Below are 15751 nucleotides of genomic sequence, written 5' to 3'. Positions count from 1 at the left end.
ATCACGTGCATGCTACTGCGCGCCCGCCGTCGACGCCGTACCGTGGCTGGCCAGTTCCCGCTTGATGGCCTTGACGAACGCATCGACGTCCTCCTCGCTCGTATCAAACGAGCACATCCAGCGGACCTCCCGGGCGGCCTCGTTCCAGTCGTAGAAGCGGAAGGATTCCCGCAGCCTGTCCGCGACGCCCTCGGGCAGGATGGCGAAGACGCCGTTGGACTCCGTCTTCTGCGTGGGTTCGACGCCGTCAATGGCGTCCACCGCTGATCGCAGCCTGGCGGCCATGGCGTTCGCGTGGGCGGCCGAGCGCAGCCATAGATCGCCCTCCAGCAGCGCGATGAACTGCGCGGACATGAAGCGCATCTTGGACGCCAGCTGCATGTTCATTTTCCGCAGGAAGAGCAGGCCGTGGGCGGCATCCGGATTCAGTGCCACCACCACCTCGCCGAACAGCAGGCCGTTCTTGGTGCCGCCGAAGGACAGGATGTCCACGCCGGCGTCGCGGGTGAAGGCCCGCAGCGGAACCTCCAGGTGCGCCGCCGCGTTCGCCAGCCGGGCGCCGTCCATGTGCAGCTTCATGCCCTTGGCGTGGACGTGCTCGGCGATCGCCCGCACTTCCTCCGGCGTGTAGCACGTGCCCAGCTCAGTGGTCTGGGTGATGGAGACGGCCAGCGGCTGGGCCCGGTGCTCGTCACCCCAGCCCCACGCCTCACGGTCAATGAGCTCCGGCGTCAGCTTGCCGTCCGGCGTGGGAACCTGCAACAGCTTGATGCCGCCGATGCGTTCCGGGGCGCCGTTCTCGTCCATGTTGATGTGGGCCGTCGACGCGCAGATCACGGCACCCCAGCGGGGGAGCAGGGACTGCAGCGAGAGCACGTTGGCCCCGGTGCCGTTGAAGACGGGGAAGCACTCGATGCCTTCGCCGAAGTGCTCCTCCATGAGTTCCTGGAGCCGCGCCGTGTAGTCGTCTTCGCCGTAGGACACCTGGTGCCCCTCATTGGCGGCCGCCAGGGCAGCAAGCACTTCCGGGTGGACGCCGGAGTAGTTGTCGGAGGCGAATCCCCGCACGGTGGCGTCGTGCAGCCGGGACATGGTGCCGTTGCCGGTCGTTTCAACTGTGGTTGTCATCGCTTTGGTCACGCTTTCAGTCTAGGTAGTTCCGGCGAATGGTGCCGGGCCAGGGGTCAATGGCAGCCGCTTCCCGTTCAGTTCCGCGGCGGACTGGCCAAAAAGCCCGACGACGGCGGACGCCAGGTCCTCGACGTCGGTGTAGCCCGGGAACTTGCGTTCCGGCTGCCGGCTTCGCATGCCGGCGTCCACCAGGGCCTTCACCACGAACACGACGGCGGCGCTGTTCAGTTTGGGGGGGCCGTTCAGTTTGGGGCTGCCGGGGACGTCCGGGTCTCCGGCCTGGTTGCTGCGGAACCCGTCCGCCACTGCCATGGTCCAGGCTTCGGCAGCCGCCTTGGCTGCCACATAGTTTGCGACGCCCGCGGCGGGCTGGCCGACCGCCGTCGACGACACCATGGCGAAGCGCCCGCTGTCCGAGGCCGCGAGGTCCCCGTAGAAGACGCGGGTGACGTTCCTGAGCGTGGTTACGGCGCTGCGCTCGAGGAAGTCCCAGTCCTCGTCGCTTTGGTCGGTGATGCCCTGGGCCCCGCGCCAGCCGCCGACGAGGTGGATGACGCCGTCGATCCTCCCCGCGGTCCGGGCGAGGGTCCGGTGAAGTTCGCGGACCGCAGGGAGGCTGGCGAGATCGCAGGTAAACGGGACGACGCCGGCACCGGCCTGGGCCGCGGCGGCCTCAATCCTCGCCTGGTCCGAACCGACGGTGAAGACGGTGAAGCCCGCCCGCCGCAGTGCCCCTGCCACAGCTATTCCCGACGGGCCGCTGCCGCCGGTGACCAGGACGACGAGGCCGTTGCCGGCGGTCATCCGGCGGTCATCGGCGTCGCCACAGGACCCGTGCTTGAGCCAGCCGGGTCCGACGTTCCGGTGATGCCGGCGGTTGACTCGATCACGGGCCGCATCTTCTTTTCGAGTGCCTCGTAGAACATGGACAGTGGGAACTCGTCGTCCAGCACCCGGTCAGTGAGCCCGCGGGGCGGTCCGTCGAGGGGGAGGGCCCCGGGGCCCTTGGCCCAAACGGAGGCCGGATTGGGCGTGACGGTGCCAGAGATGAGTTCATACGCGGCCAGCCAGTGGGCCGTCTTGGGCCGGTCGATGGAACGCCAGTACAGCTCGTCGATCCGAGCGCCGAGTTCGACGACGACCGCGGCAACTTCCTCCCAGTCGATGCTGAGGCGGCTGTCGGTCCAGTGGAGCACCCGGTGCTGGTGCAGCCAGGCGAACAGCAGCTGGCCGCCGAGTCCGTCGTAGTTGCGCACCCGGCTGCCCGTGATCGCGAAGCGGAAAATGCGGTCGAAGATGACGGCGTACTGGACCAGTTTCGCGTGCCGGCGGGCTTCTGGATCCGCCTCTTCGTCTTTCTCGATTTTCACGGATTCCCGGAAGGCGGTCAGGTCGCAGCGCAGCTCCTCCAGCGAATACAGGAAGAACGGCATGCGCTGCTTGATCATGAACGGATCGAAGGGCAGGTCGCCGCGCATGTGGGTGCGGTCGTGGATCAGGTCCCACATCACGAACGTTTCCTGGGTGAGCCCCTGGTCCCCGAGGAGCTCGGCGGCGTCGGCCGGCAGTTCAAGGCCCGTGATGTCCGCGGCGGCACGAAGGACGCGGCGGAAGCGGGCGGCCTCGCGGTCTGCGAAGATTGCGCCCCACGTGAACTTGGGGGTCTCACGGACGGCCACGGTCTCAGGAAAGAGCACCGCCGAGTTGGTGTCATACCCCGGCGTGAAGTCCAGGAAACGGATGGGGACGAAGAGCTTGTTCGAGTAGTCGCCCTGTTCCAGGCCGGCGATGAATTCGGGCCAGACAACCTCGATCAGCACAGCTTCCACCAGCCGGCTGCTGCTGCCGTTCTGGGTGTACATGGGGAAGACCACAAGGTGCTGGAGCCCGTTTTCGCGGTGCACCTGCGGCTGGAACGCGAGCAGGGAGTCCAGGAAGTCGGGAACGCCGAAGCCGGCTTCCGCCCAGCGGCCGAAGTCGCGGACCAGCAGTTCAAGGTAGCCGGCATCGTGTGGGAAGGCCGGGGCAAGGGTTTGAACGGCATCGACGATGGCAGCGACATGGCTGGCCGCGGCCGCGTGGTCGGCCTTTTCCGGAACGGAACCGTCCTGCACCTGGAGCGCCCGGAGCGCCGTGGCGGAAGCCTTCAGCCGCTTCCACTCGGGGTGGTCAGCGGTGATCGTGGCGGGTGCGGTGGTTGCGGTGATTGTCATCTTCGGCGTCGCCTTTCTGGTTGCCTGAGCGTCTACGCCGAGCGTAGCAAGCAGCCAGAGTTCCTAATTCATTATCGGCATTAGCATAAGAAACTGTAAGGCTAAGGGTCCGATTACGCCGCGTCAGGTGCAGCCGGCGCATATCCTCAGGAGTCGCCTGCGGTGCCGTCGGCAGGGACCAGTTTCAGCGAAATCGAGTTGATGCAGTAGCGCTGGTCCGTAGGCGTGCCGTAGCCCTCGCCCTCAAAGACGTGCCCCAGGTGGGAATCGCAGTTTGAGCACCGCACTTCGATGCGTTCCATGCCGAGGGTGCGGTCGTGGATGTACCGTACGCGTTCCTCAGCCAGCGGCGCCCAGAAGGACGGCCAGCCGCAGTGCGAATCGAATTTCTCGTTGCTGGTGAAAAGCTCAGCCCCGCAGGCGCGGCAATGATAGACGCCTGCCGTGTGCGTGTCCCAGTACTCGCCTGTGTACGGGCGTTCCGTGCCGGCCTGGCGCAGCACGCGGTACTCCTCGGGAGTCAGTTCCCTGCGCCAGTCCTCGTCGTCCCGGGCGACGGTCGGATTTCCGGCGTCCGTGGTGTTGGTGCTGTCAGCTTGGTCTGGAGTGTTCATAGCTTTGTCAACGTTCAGGAGTCGCCGATAAATCCCGAACCGGCATACAGGTGCAGCACCGGCAGCCCGAGCCGGTCCTGGGCTTTATTGGCCCAGTCGGTGTGGAAGGTGTCCGCCACTGCGTGCGGCCGGGTGATGACCACAGCCTGCGCGGCTCCAAGTTCCTTGACCTTGGTCACGAGGCCGTTGACCGCTTCGCCATCCACTACCTCACCCGAAACTCCGCCGCCCACGCCCTCGAGTGCACTGAGCGATGTGGCCAGGGTTTCCGTCGCAGCCGCCCGCTGCTTGTCCGGGTCCGGGGCGTGCGCCGTTAGCTCGCGGAAGGCTTTCGCGATGTCCAGCATTGAGAGGTTCTCGAGGAAGTCCACCAGCAGGTGCCGTTCCGTATTGGCAGGCACCAGCACTACCAGGCGCGCATCACCTCCGTCCACCAGGCGTTCGATGTTGACGCGGTCGTCCGCACCCAGCGGCTCTTCTGTGAGAATGACGATTGGATCGCTCATGCCATCAGCCTAGTCCCGAGGAACCGCCCCCGCATGCATTTGCCACCCGATGTGCCTCGGACGCCCGCTCCGGCGAGAATGGTGCCATGGACTCCTCCTTCACACTTCCCAAAGCGCTGCAGCGCCATCTGGTTCCTGACATCGGTCAGCAGCCGGCGGCCGGCCCCCAAGACAGCAGGATGACGCTGAGGGCCAAGTGGACAGTGGGCGGGGTCATCGCGGGCGGCGCCGCGGCCGGACTCCTTGGAGCTGGTTCGTCGGCGCTGGCGCTGTACTTCGCCCGGCGCGTGCTCACCCCGTCGCGGGCGCGACCCGCCGACCAGGAAGTGCTGGCGGTCATCAGGGAAGGCCGCGGGCTGCAGGTCATTCTGGCCGCCACGCCGGACACAACCCTGGACGGCGTCTACGGACTCTACTTCGACGGCGGCAGCGGCCACGCCCGAATCGGCAGGATCGTGTCCTATTCGCCGGCCGAGCGGACGGTGCTCCGCGAGGTCGAGGCGGTCTACAGCGGCGACCTCGCGAAGGCCCGGCGCGGCTGGTGGAGCGGCGCCGTCTATCCGGATCCCCCCGCCGTCGGGCTGGCGTCCGAAGAAGTCGGCATCGAGGTCGACGGCGGAACCGCTCCGGCCTGGCTGATCAGGGCCGAGCCCGACTCCGGGACGTGGGCCATCATGGTCCACGGCCGCGGTGCAACGAGGCAGGAGGGCCTCCGGGCCGTCCGGGCTGCCCGCGAGCTGGGACTCTCCAGCCTGCTGGTGTCCTACCGCAACGACGGACTGGCGCCCTCGGCACCCGACGGCAGGTACGGCCTGGGGTCCACCGAGTGGCGGGACATCGACGCCGCTATCTCCTTCGCGCTCGCCAACGGGGCCAAGGATGTGGTGCTCTTCGGCTGGTCCATGGGCGGTGCCATCTGCCTGCAGACCGCCGATCTCTCAAAGCACCGGACGGTCATCCGGGCCATGGTTTTGGACGCGCCCGTCATCGACTGGGTCAATGTGCTGGCCCATCACGCCGAATTGAACCGGATTCCGTCCGGCGTCGGCCGGTACGGACAGCTCATGATGGGCCACCGGCTGGGGCGCCGCCTGACCGGGCTGGCCGCACCCGTGGACCTGAAGTCCATGGACTGGGTGTCCAGGGCAGTGGAACTGCGGACACCCACCCTCATTGTTCACAGTGTGGACGACGAATATGTCCCGTACCGGCCCTCGGCACTCCTGGCCGAAAGGAATCCGGAGATGGTGACGTTCGAGGCGTTCGAGCAGGCCAGGCACACCAAGGAATGGAATGTTGATCCGGGCCGCTGGGAAAGCCTGGTCAAAGCCTGGCTGCAACAGCAGCTCGCGCCAAAGTTGAATCCGGGGCAGGCGCCCGGCCAGGGGTCAGACCAGCCTGGAGCCGAACGGGACCTGCAGGATTAGAGCGGCCGGCTGGCGGTCCTGCCGCCGGGCGTTCTGATTGGGGCCGTGCCGATCGGGGCAGTGACGGCGCCCGTGAGGCGGATCAGGTCCCGGGGATCGAGCTCGATATCAAGCCCGCGGCGGCCGCCGGACACCAGGATGCTGGTCAGCGCCAGCGCGCTGTCATCTACCACCGTGGGGGAGGGCTGGCGCTGGCCCAGCGGCGAGATGCCGCCCAGGACGTAGCCCGTCCGACGTTCAGCCGCGGCAGGATCGGCCATGGCGGTTTTCTTGCTCCCGAGGGCCGCCGCGATGGCCTTCAGGTCAAGGTTTCCGCTCACCGGAACGACGCCGACGGCGAGCCGGCCGTCGACTTCGACCATCAGCGTTTTGAAGACCCTGGCCGGGTCAATCCCCAGGACTTCCGCGGCTTCCAGTCCGTAACTGGCGGCGGCGGGGTCGTGCGTGTAGGGATGCAGGCCGAAGGAAACGCCTGCCGCAGCCAGGGCGGCTGTGGCAGGCGTTCCCTGCGAGGTGTTCTTGCGGGCCACGGCCGGTTGGGACCGCTTAGCTTTGGAGCCGGGCGGACGCGGCCACTTTGCGCTTGATGCGGCCCAGCATTGCCGTCATCCCGCGCATCCGCAACGGCGTAATGGCCCGCGTGAGCCCCAGCAGTTCCGGCATGTCGTCCGGCACGGCCAGGATCTCCTGCGCCGTCAGGCCGTCGAGGCCCTCGTGGAGCACGCCAGCGAATCCCCGCGTGGTGGGCGCCTCGGGAGGGGCCTTGAAGAACAGCCGGAAAGCTGCGGGGGACCCGTCGTCGTCCTTTTCAGCCTCGATCGTCAGGAACAGTGGCGACTGGCACTCGACCACCTGCTCCAGCAGCTCCGGGTGATCCCGGAGCCGCTCCGGCAGTTCGGGCAGGCCACGGGAAAACTCCAGGAGCAGCTGAAGCCGGTCAGGCTCGGTCAGTGCCTGGAAGTCATCGACAATCTCCGCCAGCGCGGTGGGCAGTGCATAAGTACTCATCCCTTCCAGCTTACGCAAATTTGCCCCGGCGCGGCCCTTTCTTACGGCTGCTTACCTGGCGCCGGCCGGAACGGAGCCGCGCTCGGTTCCCTTGACGATGGGCACGCGCACGGCGTTGCCCCACTCCGTCCAGGAACCGTCGTAGTTGCGGACAGTCTCGAAACCGAGCAGGTACTTCAGCGCAAACCACGTGTGGCTCGAGCGTTCGCCGATGCGGCAGTAAGCCACGACGTCGTCCCCTTCAGCAAGCCCGGCTTCCTCCAGGTAGAGGGCCTCCAGTTCGGGCCGGGTGCGGTAGGTGCCGTCCTCCGCTGCCGCGCGTGCCCAGGGGATGGACGCCGCCGTCGGAATGTGTCCGCCGCGGAGGGCGCCCTCCTCCGGGTACGCCGGCATGTGGGTGCGCTGGCCCGTGTATTCCTCGGGGGAGCGGACGTCAATGAGCGGTTTGCCAAGGTGCGCGAGGACATCGTCCTTGAATGCGCGGATGGGCGAATCGTTGCGTTCGACGACGGGGTAGTCGCCGGCGGCCGGGGCCGGAACGTCGGTTGTCAGCTCGCGGCCTTCGGCGATCCATTTGTCCCGCCCGCCGTCCAGCAGCCTGACGTCTTCGTGGCCGAAGAGGGTGAACACCCAGAGGGCGTAGGCGGCCCACCAGTTGGACTTGTCCCCGTAGATCACTACGGTGGTGTCGCGGGAAATGCCCTTGGCCGCTGCCAGGGCGGCAAAGGCGTTGCCGTCCACGTAGTCCCGGGTCACCTCGTCGTTCAGGTCCGTGTGCCAGTCAACCTTGACGGCGCCGGGGATGTGCCCGGTCTCGTACAGCAGGACGTCCTCGTCGGACTCCACCACCACGAGCTTTCGGTCGCTGAGGGCACCGCCCTCGATGGCAGCGGCGAGCCACTCCGTGGAGACGAGCCGCTCCGGGTGGGCGTAGGCGGTGAACTTCTCGTTCTGTTCAACTGGGTAGGACATTCGTATGGCCTTTCACTGAAACGGTCACGTCGGACCGCCGTAAGAGACGGTCGGTCACTGCTCCAACCCTAGCCACGGCCCGCGGTGAATGCTCCCCATCGTTAATAGGACGAAATGTGCGGTTGGTCACGGCGGGCGACGGCCGGCGGGCTCACACCCGGGCTGCACCCTCAGTGCCGGTATCCTGTCTGGGGACAAGTCACCAGCAGAACGGACCACCTTGGTACAGATTGAAAAGCTCGCGACCCGGACGCCGTCGGTGTCTGTGGATGAGCTCCTCAAAGGTTTTTACCCGTCACCAAGGTTCGGGAAGGTGTCCTTCGCAAGCTACCGGCCGGATCCTTCGCAGCCTAGCCAGGCAGCGGCCGTCCATGCCCTGGAGGCGTTTGCCGGCGGCGTCGGCGCGGGCGACGGCGCGGGACTCTTCAAGCGGCTCTTCGCCAAGAAGGACACATCGCGGGCCGGCATCTACCTCGACGGCGGCTTCGGCGTCGGCAAAACCCACCTCTTGGCCTCGCTGTGGCACGCCGCGCCCGGTCCGAAGGCCTTCGGCACGTTCGTGGAGTACACCAACCTGGTGGGGGCGCTCTCCTTCCGGAAAACGGTAGAAGCGCTGAGTTCCTACAAGCTGGTCTGCATCGATGAGTTCGAGCTGGATGACCCGGGCGACACCGTCCTGATGTCCCGGCTCATGCGCGAACTCGCCGACGCCGGTGTCAAACTCGCCGCCACCTCCAACACGCTGCCCGGCTCCCTGGGCGACGGCCGCTTCGCCGCGGTCGACTTCCAGCGGGAGATCCAGGTCCTGGCCGATCAGTTCGATGTCCTCAGGATCGACGGTGAGGACTTCCGGCACCGCGGTCTGCCCGCTGCCCCGCTGCCCCTCAGGAACAGCGAACTTCACGCCCACATGAAGGCGGAGTTCGACGGCCAGACCGTTGCCGAGGACGACTTTAAGACCCTGATCGCCCACCTTGCAGGTGTCCACCCGAGCCGCTACCGGAAACTCATCGACGGCGTGGACGGTGTTGTCTGGCGCGACGTGGAAACCATCACCGAACAGGCGGTGGCGCTGAGGTTCGTGGTGCTGGCGGACCGTTTGTACGACAAGGACGTTCCGATCCTGGCCAGCGGCGTCCCGTTCGACCAGCTCTTCACACATGAAATGATGACCGGCGGCTACATGAAGAAGTACTTCCGGGCCGTCTCCCGCCTGACGGCACTGGCCCGTGAAGGCCAGAACCACGAGCCGGCCCTCTAGGCCGTTAAACGCCAAAGGTGGCGGCGCCGCCTCTCGGCGGGACCGCCACCCGGTTGACGTGTCTGGGCAAGGCCCGGGCAAATCCTGGTTACGGAGCCTTCTCGGCCGGCGGCACTACCTGGCCCGCCGGAGCCTCGTTGGGCGTTCCGTCTGCGTTGTCAACGAAGGTGGAAGCACCATCCTGGACCTTATCTACGTGGCCGGCGTACTTGCCGCCGGTCTTCGAGTCGACCAAGTCGCCCGCTTTTTCGATACCGTCCTTGATGGCCTGCTCGTTGCCGCGGATCAGACCCTGAGCTTTGCCCTTTAGATCGTCAATCAGTCCCACGAGCACCTCCCTTCAATCGCGGAGCCAGTTCGCTCCTCCGCATTCGATCCTAGCTGCCAGGCCGGTGCCTGCCAAGGAGCTGTTGACAGAAATTGTCAAACGGTGCGAGGGCAAGAAAAAAGCAGCTCCGGGGAGCTGCTTCAATCGTGGGCGATACTGGGATCGAACCAGTGACCTCTTCCGTGTCAGGGAAGCGCGCTACCGCTGCGCCAATCGCCCGGAACCGGAAGGCCGGCTATATCCTGGGTTCGGATCCTTAAGGATCAAGAGAGCGGACGACGAGATTCGAACTCGCGACATCCACCTTGGCAAGGTGGTGCTCTACCAGCTGAGCTACGTCCGCGCATGAAGTCCGTACGGTTTGACCGGACGTTCAACAACAAGCAAGTTGCCTTGCTCTGGTGGGCGATACTGGGATCGAACCAGTGACCTCTTCCGTGTCAGGGAAGCGCGCTACCGCTGCGCCAATCGCCCATTGCATCCGGTCAGACCGGAAACCATGGTTTTCACCGAGGTGGGTACGGGATTCGAACCCGTGTATACGGCTTTGCAGGCCGCTGCCTCGCCTCTCGGCCAACCCACCGTGTAAGCGTCGATTCCGGGGAATCTTTGCCGTGACAGTGTCCTGCGAGCGGACGACGAGATTCGAACTCGCGACATCCACCTTGGCAAGGTGGTGCTCTACCAGCTGAGCTACGTCCGCATTCGGAGCGCTGATTCCTTGCCGTGAGCGGCATTTCCTCGCGTTCCAACGAGTAAAAACTCTATAGGAGGTTCAGGGAATCTCCAAATCGTGCCACGACACAGTCACGCAGACCCCCTTACTTCCTTGAATTCTAGGGAAATTTTCGAATTACAGGTCTGTAATTCAGCAGCCGGGGACGCCCGGCGCGTGCCCGGCTCTTCCCGCGGCTTCCCCGCCGGGGAGGTCCGATTTCCGAAAACCCCGCATCGTCGGCTAGCATTCAAATGCATCGGGGCGATTGGCGCAGTGGTAGCGCGCTTCGTTCACACCGAAGAGGTCACTGGTTCGAACCCAGTATCGCCCACCGATGAATGGTCCGTTCCGCCCGGGGAAATCCCGGCGGGGCGGACTTTTCTGTTTCCGGACTTATTGTCAGCCCCCCGTGAAAGAGTTTTGCCATGACTGATCCACTCCTCGCCCACGCCACGGAATACGGCCGGATGTACGCGCGCTCCACCACGGAAGCGTTCTCGGTACCGTCCATCACCACAGTCATCGGCCAGCAGCCCCACGGGCTGGACGGATGGTTCGGCTACATGGGCGCCAGCAGTCTGGCCAAGGATCCGTCGCTTCCCGAAATCCTGGGCAGCCCGGCAAAGGTCCGGCAGGCGGTGAACCGCGCAGCCAAGGCGGCGGAGGCTTACCGCGACGACGCCGCCCAGCGCGGAGACCGCGTCCACAACTACTGCGAACAGGTTGCGCTGCGGGCCCTCGGCCGGCCCCACCGGATGCAGGAAACGCGGGAAGCCCTGGCGTCCAACGGTGAAGAGGCCTTCGCCGCCCGTTTCGACGAATGGTGGGAGCTGTTCCGGGTCGAACCCCTGGCGCCGGAGATCACGGTATGGAACAAAACGGTGGGATACGCCGGAACGCTGGATCTCGTGGCGCGGATCAACGGGCGGACCTGCCTCATTGACTACAAGACCAAAGGAACCACCCGCGACGGCCAGGTCAAGGCGCTGGACGACAAAGTGGTCATGCAGCTCGTCGCAGGCATGAAGGCTGAGGAAAGCCTGGTGGATGCCGTGGCGGGGGAGTGGGAACCCTGGCGGCACGGTGATTCCCCCGTGCTGCTCGCGGTCGCCATCGGCGAATCGGAGGTGCGCCCGGTGAGGGCGAACCCGGAGGTGCTGCGGCACCACTGGTGGAAATTCTGCGCGCTGCGGCGTGTGTGGGAGATGTCAGCGGACACGGTCAGTGCCGGACCTGCGCTGCTGCCGGTGGCACCGCCCGTGTTCACATGAGCGTGTCCACCTGAGCTGCCGTCCGGGGAGCCACCGGTACGGCCGCAGCAACTAAACTGGACTGGATCCGTTAACCCCACCGTGAGGAAATGACCGCAGATGGCAATTCTGAATATCCGTATCATCGGCGACCCCGTGCTGCGCACGGTTGCCGACCCCGTCACGGAATTCGGGCCGGAGCTGGCCAAGCTCGTTGCAGACATGACCGAAACCATGGAGGACGTGGAAGGCGCCGGCCTGGCCGCGCCGCAGATCGGAGTCAGCCTCAGGGTTTTCACCTACCGCATCGGCGGTGTTGAGGGCCACGTCATTAACCCGGTCCTGGAAAACAGCGATGACTTTCAGCCTGACGAAGTGGAAGGCTGCCTCTCCATCCCGGGCCTCGGTTTCCCCGTCCGCCGGTACCGCGCCACGCGGGTCACCGGCGTGGACGTCAACGGAGAGCCCGTCTCTGTGGAGGCAGAGGGACTGCTGGCCCGCTGCTTCCAGCACGAAACCGACCACCTCGACGGCATTCTCTACACGGACCGCCTTGAGGGCGATGACCGCAAGGCAGCGCTGCGCTCCATCCGCAACGCCAACTACGACTCCATCACGGAACGGACGACGGCGAAGCGCGCCAAGACGGTCGGCTCCAGTTTCGGCGGCGGCAGCTTTGGCGCTGCCGGATGAGGGTCCTCTTCGCGGGAACGCCGGCGGTAGCCGTACCGTCACTTGATGCGCTCGTCGCCGCCGGCTTCGACGTCGTCGCGGTGCTGACCCGGCCGGACGCGCCGATCGGGCGCAAACGCGTGCTCACGCCGTCGCCCGTTGCCGCCCGTGCCGCCGAGCTGGGACTCGAAGTCATACATGCCGCGCGCGTGGACGACGCCGTCACGGCGAGGATCGCGGCAGTCCGTCCGGACGTGGCCGCCATCGTGGCCTACGGCGGACTTGTGCCGCGTGCCGCCCTGGACATTCCGCCACACGGCTGGGTCAACCTGCACTTTTCGCTGTTGCCGGCCTGGCGCGGCGCTGCACCGGTGCAGCGCTCTGTCATTGCCGGCGACGACATCACCGGAGCGGTGACCTTCCTCCTCGAGGAAGGGCTCGACACCGGCCCTGTCATTGGCACGCTGACCGAACCCGTCCGGCCCGACGACACCTCCGGAGCGCTGCTGGAGCGGTTGTCGCACAGCGGCGCCGTGCTGCTGGCCCAGACGCTGTCCGCTGTCGAGTCGGGCGCGGCCTCCCCGCGGCCGCAACAGGGCGAGGTCACCCTCGCCCCCAAGCTGACCATCGACGACGGCCGGATCGACTGGTCCGAACCGGCCCTTTCCGTCGGCCGGCGCGCCCGGGGCGTTACGCCGGAGCCGGGGGCATGGACCACGTTCGACGGCCAGCGCCTGAAACTTGAGCCGGTGGTGCTGCGGTCCGAGGCCGCCGCGCAGGCGCCGGGCACAGTGGCGCTGGACGGCAAGAGCGTGCTGGTGGGAACCGGCTCGCATCCAGTCGAGCTGACCCGGGTCCAGCCTGCGGGCAAGAAAATGATGGCCGCGGCCGATTGGGCCCGCGGACAAGCTTCCCTTTGAAAGCGTGGTGTTCGAATGAGCGAGTCCGGGACAAGCGGCAGCGGCCGGGGCCGGGGCCCCAGCGGGCAGGACAGGGCGGCCAGGGCGGCGGCCAGCGGGGCGGTTCCAGCCGGCGCGATGCGCAGGGCCGGGAACGCAACCGCGGGCCGCAGCGCAGCTACACCGAGAACGCGCCGTCCCAGCGCACCCGCCGCGCCGATCCGGCCCGGCTGGTCGCTTTCGAGGTGCTGCGTGCGGTGGCCGCCGAGGACGCGTACGCCAACCTCGTCCTGCCGGCGAGGATCCGGCACCACGGCCTGGACAAGCGTGACGCCGGCTTCGCCACGGAACTGAGCTATGGCGCCCTCCGCGGGCAGGGCACGTATGACGCTGTCCTGGCACGGTGCGTGGACCGGCCGCTGGACCTGCTGGACCCTGCCGTCCTCGATGCCCTGCGCATCGGCACGCACCAGCTGCTGGCCATGCGGGTGCCGGCGCACGCTGCGCTTGACCAGACTGTGGGACTTGCCCGCGCCGTGATCGGGGCGGGACCCTCCGCCCTGATCAACGCCGTGCTGCGCAAGGTCTCCGCGCACACGGTGGAGGAGTGGCTGGAATTGCTGCTCAGCGACGAGCAGGATCCCACCAAGGTGGCCTCGGTCCGGTACGCCCATCCGGAGTGGATCGTGCGTGCCTTCAGGCAGTCCCTCGTGGCGCACGGCAGGCCGGTCACCGAAATCAACGATCTCCTCGAGGCGGACAACGCCGCCCCGGTGGTCAACCTCGTGGCCCTTCCCGGGCTCGGAAGCCTGGACGAGGCCCTCGAAGGCGGAGCCACGCCCGGAGAGCTCGTCGAAGGATCCGCGCTCTCCAGCGGCGGGGACCTCGGCCGGCTTGCCTCGGTCAGGGAAGGCACCACTCGAGTCCAGGACGTCGGCTCCCAACTCGTGGCCCGTGCCATGGCTGCGCTGCCGCTGGGCAGTGCTGAAGGCAGCGGCGCAGAAGGCAACGGCCGGGAGGGGACAGAAGCCTGGCTGGACCTGTGCGCCGGTCCCGGCGGCAAGGCCGCCCTGCTCGGAGCGCTGGCCAATGAGCGCGGCGCCACCCTGCTCGCCAACGAACCGGCGCCGCACCGGGCCAAACTGGTCAGCCAGGCACTGTCCGCCGTCCCGTCCGGAGTGTGGAAGGTCCGCACCGGCGACGGCCGCGAGGTCGGCGAGGAACAGCCGGAAGCGTTCGACCGCGTGCTCGTGGACGTGCCCTGCACCGGACTTGGCGCCCTGCGCCGCCGGCCCGAGTCACGGTGGCGGCGGACGCCCAAGGACCTGGCAGATCTCGGACCGCTGCAGCGGGAGCTGCTCAAGTCGGCCCTTGACGCGGTCAAACCCGGCGGGGTGGTCGCCTACGTGACCTGTTCGCCCCACCCTGCTGAGACCACTGCCGTGGTCAGCGACGCACTGCGCAAGCGCGATGACCTGGAACTGCTGGACGCCGGGAGCGCACTGGATGCTGTCAGCCTGACCGGGCACCTTGACGCCGGTCACGAGCTCACCGCCCAGCTGTGGCCCCACATTCACCGCACGGATGCCATGTTCCTTGCCCTCATCCGCAAGAAGCCCTGAACTTCCCCTCCCCGCGAAAGGACCCCGCATGCCGCAGTGCTGCATCAACCCGAGCATCCTCTCCGCCGACTTTGTGAACCTTGAAGCCGAGCTGCAGAGAATCAGCAACGCCGATTCGGTGCACGTGGACGTGATGGACAACCAGTTCGTCCCCAACCTGACCATCGGGCTCCCCGTGGTGCAGCGGATCCAGGCCGTCAGCCCGGTCCCCCTGGATGTGCACCTCATGATCGCCGATGCTGACCGCTGGGCCCCGGGCTACGCGGACGCCGGAGTGGCCTCCGTGACGTTCCACGCGGAGGCGTCGATCGCCCCCGTCAAACTGGCCCGGGAACTGCGCGGGCGCGGATCCAAGGCCGGCATGGCCCTGCGTCCCGCCACCCCCGTTGAGCCGTACCTGGACATGCTCCCGGAGCTGGACATGCTCCTGATCATGACCGTGGAGCCCGGATTCGGCGGGCAGGCGTTCCTGGACCTCACGCTGCCGAAGATCCGCCGGGCGCGTGCCGCCATCGAAGGTTCCGGCGTCAACGTCGCGCTCCAGGTGGACGGCGGCATCACCGAGGAAACCATCCTCCGTGCCGCGGAGGCCGGCGCCAACGTGTTCGTGGCAGGATCGGCCGTCTACGGTGCGGCGGACCCGTCCGAGGCAATCGACCGGCTCCGGAAGGCCGGAACCGTCTAGGGACTCCCGGAAGGGGGACAGCGGCCGGCAGGCCGCATCCGTGCTGGGCCACGTTACGGATTCTGTGACCTCCCATGGCTGGGAATACACGGACCATCCGCAAGGTTGTGCCACAATAGCAACACACATTACGTGCTCCGGGGTCGGTGTAAGTCCGAACCGGCGGTGACAGTCCGCGACCCGCGAGCCGGCGTTTTCCCAGGAAAACCCGGCGGACGGTTGAACTGGTGAAATTCCGGTACCGACAGTTAAAGTCTGGATGAGAGAAGCGCGTACAGCTGTATTTTGTGACGTCCCACGGGCGTCGCAGCATTTCGCTGTCGTATACCCCCGGAGCCATAGAGGTTCTAGAGGGAAGGAACGACACACTCGCATGGACACCCGTACCGTGTCGCCGGATCCGGCGGTTTCATAGTGGGCAGCCAGCCGATCCACGCCTTCAGCG

Annotated in this window: 16 protein-coding genes, 6 tRNA genes and 1 riboswitch; of the genes, 8 read left to right on the top strand and 14 right to left on the bottom strand. The window is 66.7% G+C overall.

Translation table 11 applies throughout. The features are described 5' to 3' along the window. Positions 1-12: 12 nt before the first annotated feature. From B1A87_RS10000 to B1A87_RS09980, 5 genes are all read right to left on the bottom strand, one after another. Positions 13-1128 carry a low specificity L-threonine aldolase gene (locus B1A87_RS10000; RefSeq protein ID WP_078029712.1) on the bottom strand — a complete coding sequence of 372 codons (1116 nt, stop codon included), beginning with the start codon at positions 1126-1128 and terminating at the stop codon, positions 13-15. Between the two features lie 21 nt (positions 1129-1149). Further along, on the bottom strand, positions 1150-1935 hold the full coding sequence (locus B1A87_RS09995) for an SDR family oxidoreductase (protein ID WP_078029713.1): 786 nt from the start codon (positions 1933-1935) through the stop codon (positions 1150-1152). Then, positions 1932-3344: a DUF6421 family protein gene (locus B1A87_RS09990; RefSeq protein WP_078029714.1), complete on the bottom strand. Its 1413-nt coding sequence runs from the start codon at positions 3342-3344 to the stop codon at positions 1932-1934. Before B1A87_RS09990 ends, B1A87_RS09995 begins: the two co-directional genes overlap by 4 nt. A gap of 146 nt (positions 3345-3490) precedes the next feature. Next, positions 3491-3958 carry a peptide-methionine (R)-S-oxide reductase MsrB gene (gene msrB, locus B1A87_RS09985; RefSeq protein ID WP_078029715.1) on the bottom strand — a complete coding sequence of 156 codons (468 nt, stop codon included), beginning with the start codon at positions 3956-3958 and terminating at the stop codon, positions 3491-3493. Between the two features lie 14 nt (positions 3959-3972). After that, positions 3973-4464: a hypothetical protein gene (locus tag B1A87_RS09980; protein ID WP_078029716.1), complete on the bottom strand. Its 492-nt coding sequence runs from the start codon at positions 4462-4464 to the stop codon at positions 3973-3975. A 179-nt stretch (positions 4465-4643) separates the two neighbouring features. Here B1A87_RS09980 and B1A87_RS09975 point away from each other — a divergent pair, with 179 nt between their 5' ends. Then, the gene (locus tag B1A87_RS09975; protein WP_139362930.1) at positions 4644-5891 is read left to right on the top strand and encodes a S9 family peptidase; all 1248 of its coding nucleotides are present in this window, start codon (positions 4644-4646) and stop codon (positions 5889-5891) included. On the opposite strand, the gene ybaK is transcribed toward B1A87_RS09975, so the two are convergent. From ybaK to B1A87_RS09960, 3 genes are read right to left on the bottom strand one after another with little or no spacing between them, the layout of a single operon-like run. Continuing rightward, positions 5888-6421, bottom strand: a complete 534-nt coding sequence (gene ybaK, locus B1A87_RS09970) for a Cys-tRNA(Pro) deacylase (RefSeq protein ID WP_078029718.1) — start codon at positions 6419-6421, stop codon at positions 5888-5890. The two genes, B1A87_RS09975 and ybaK, sit on opposite strands and share 4 nt — an antisense overlap. A 16-nt stretch (positions 6422-6437) precedes the next feature. Beyond that, positions 6438-6899: a SufE family protein gene (locus B1A87_RS09965; protein WP_185982295.1), complete on the bottom strand. Its 462-nt coding sequence runs from the start codon at positions 6897-6899 to the stop codon at positions 6438-6440. A 51-nt stretch (positions 6900-6950) separates the two neighbouring features. After that, entirely contained in the window at positions 6951-7871 is a 921-nt protein-coding gene (locus tag B1A87_RS09960; RefSeq protein ID WP_078029720.1) for a sulfurtransferase, read from the bottom strand. A 220-nt stretch (positions 7872-8091) separates the two neighbouring features. On the opposite strand from B1A87_RS09960, the gene zapE reads away from it, so the two are divergent. Beyond that, positions 8092-9132 (top strand): cell division protein ZapE, encoded by a 1041-nt coding sequence (gene zapE / locus B1A87_RS09955; RefSeq protein WP_078029721.1) that lies wholly within the window; start codon positions 8092-8094, stop codon positions 9130-9132. 88 nt (positions 9133-9220) lie between these two features. Here zapE and B1A87_RS09950 read toward each other — a convergent pair whose 3' ends face one another. The 6 genes from B1A87_RS09950 to B1A87_RS09925 all read right to left on the bottom strand — a co-directional run bounded on the left by B1A87_RS09950 (position 9221) and on the right by B1A87_RS09925 (position 10163). After that, positions 9221-9466, bottom strand: a complete 246-nt coding sequence (locus B1A87_RS09950) for an antitoxin (RefSeq protein ID WP_395940231.1) — start codon at positions 9464-9466, stop codon at positions 9221-9223. Between the two features lie 141 nt (positions 9467-9607). Further along, positions 9608-9679 (bottom strand) — tRNA-Val (locus tag B1A87_RS09945). A gap of 51 nt (positions 9680-9730) precedes the next feature. Beyond that, positions 9731-9803 (bottom strand) — tRNA-Gly (locus B1A87_RS09940). Positions 9804-9859: 56 nt separating this feature from the next. After that, positions 9860-9934: transfer RNA gene (locus tag B1A87_RS09935), tRNA-Val, on the bottom strand. A gap of 38 nt (positions 9935-9972) precedes the next feature. Beyond that, positions 9973-10043, bottom strand: a tRNA-Cys gene (locus B1A87_RS09930). Between the two features lie 47 nt (positions 10044-10090). Next, positions 10091-10163: transfer RNA gene (locus B1A87_RS09925), tRNA-Gly, on the bottom strand. Positions 10164-10437: 274 nt separating this feature from the next. Between B1A87_RS09925 and B1A87_RS09920 the strand changes: the two genes are divergently transcribed. From B1A87_RS09920 to rpe, 6 genes are all read left to right on the top strand, one after another. Further along, positions 10438-10509: transfer RNA gene (locus B1A87_RS09920), tRNA-Val, on the top strand. A gap of 94 nt (positions 10510-10603) precedes the next feature. Continuing rightward, the gene (locus B1A87_RS09915; protein ID WP_078029722.1) at positions 10604-11449 is read left to right on the top strand and encodes a cytochrome; all 846 of its coding nucleotides are present in this window, start codon (positions 10604-10606) and stop codon (positions 11447-11449) included. 99 nt (positions 11450-11548) lie between these two features. Then, positions 11549-12121 (top strand): peptide deformylase, encoded by a 573-nt coding sequence (def, locus tag B1A87_RS09910; RefSeq protein WP_078029723.1) that lies wholly within the window; start codon positions 11549-11551, stop codon positions 12119-12121. Continuing rightward, a complete protein-coding gene (gene fmt, locus B1A87_RS09905; protein WP_144275775.1) occupies positions 12118-13020 on the top strand; it encodes a methionyl-tRNA formyltransferase in 903 nt (300 codons plus the stop codon). Before def ends, fmt begins: the two co-directional genes overlap by 4 nt. Further along, positions 13017-14621: an RsmB/NOP family class I SAM-dependent RNA methyltransferase gene (locus B1A87_RS09900; RefSeq protein WP_144275774.1), complete on the top strand. Its 1605-nt coding sequence runs from the start codon at positions 13017-13019 to the stop codon at positions 14619-14621. The genes fmt and B1A87_RS09900 overlap by 4 nt, the downstream gene beginning before the upstream one ends. Positions 14622-14649: 28 nt before the next feature. Further along, positions 14650-15306, top strand: a complete 657-nt coding sequence (rpe, locus tag B1A87_RS09895; protein WP_078029726.1) for a ribulose-phosphate 3-epimerase — start codon at positions 14650-14652, stop codon at positions 15304-15306. Between the two features lie 128 nt (positions 15307-15434). Then, positions 15435-15582, top strand: a riboswitch (FMN riboswitch). Positions 15583-15751: the final 169 nt, after the last annotated feature.

Source organism: Arthrobacter sp. KBS0703 (assembly GCF_002008315.2).
Taxonomy (GTDB): domain Bacteria; phylum Actinomycetota; class Actinomycetes; order Actinomycetales; family Micrococcaceae; genus Arthrobacter.
Note: the sequence above shows the minus strand (reverse complement) of the source record. Positions and strands in the feature narration are given on the sequence as shown.

Coding starts and splice junctions, on each gene's coding strand:
- B1A87_RS10000 (WP_078029712.1), bottom strand. CDS start 1,128: ATGACAACCACAGTTGAAACGACCGGCAACGGCACCATGTCCCGGCTG.
- B1A87_RS09995 (WP_078029713.1), bottom strand. CDS start 1,935: ATGACCGCCGGCAACGGCCTCGTCGTCCTGGTCACCGGCGGCAGCGGC.
- B1A87_RS09990 (WP_078029714.1), bottom strand. CDS start 3,344: ATGACAATCACCGCAACCACCGCACCCGCCACGATCACCGCTGACCAC.
- msrB (WP_078029715.1), bottom strand. CDS start 3,958: ATGAACACTCCAGACCAAGCTGACAGCACCAACACCACGGACGCCGGA.
- B1A87_RS09980 (WP_078029716.1), bottom strand. CDS start 4,464: ATGAGCGATCCAATCGTCATTCTCACAGAAGAGCCGCTGGGTGCGGAC.
- B1A87_RS09975 (WP_139362930.1), top strand. CDS start 4,644: ATGACGCTGAGGGCCAAGTGGACAGTGGGCGGGGTCATCGCGGGCGGC.
- B1A87_RS09965 (WP_185982295.1), bottom strand. CDS start 6,899: ATGAGTACTTATGCACTGCCCACCGCGCTGGCGGAGATTGTCGATGAC.
- B1A87_RS09960 (WP_078029720.1), bottom strand. CDS start 7,871: ATGTCCTACCCAGTTGAACAGAACGAGAAGTTCACCGCCTACGCCCAC.
- B1A87_RS09915 (WP_078029722.1), top strand. CDS start 10,604: ATGACTGATCCACTCCTCGCCCACGCCACGGAATACGGCCGGATGTAC.
- def (WP_078029723.1), top strand. CDS start 11,549: ATGGCAATTCTGAATATCCGTATCATCGGCGACCCCGTGCTGCGCACG.
- fmt (WP_144275775.1), top strand. CDS start 12,118: ATGAGGGTCCTCTTCGCGGGAACGCCGGCGGTAGCCGTACCGTCACTT.
- rpe (WP_078029726.1), top strand. CDS start 14,650: ATGCCGCAGTGCTGCATCAACCCGAGCATCCTCTCCGCCGACTTTGTG.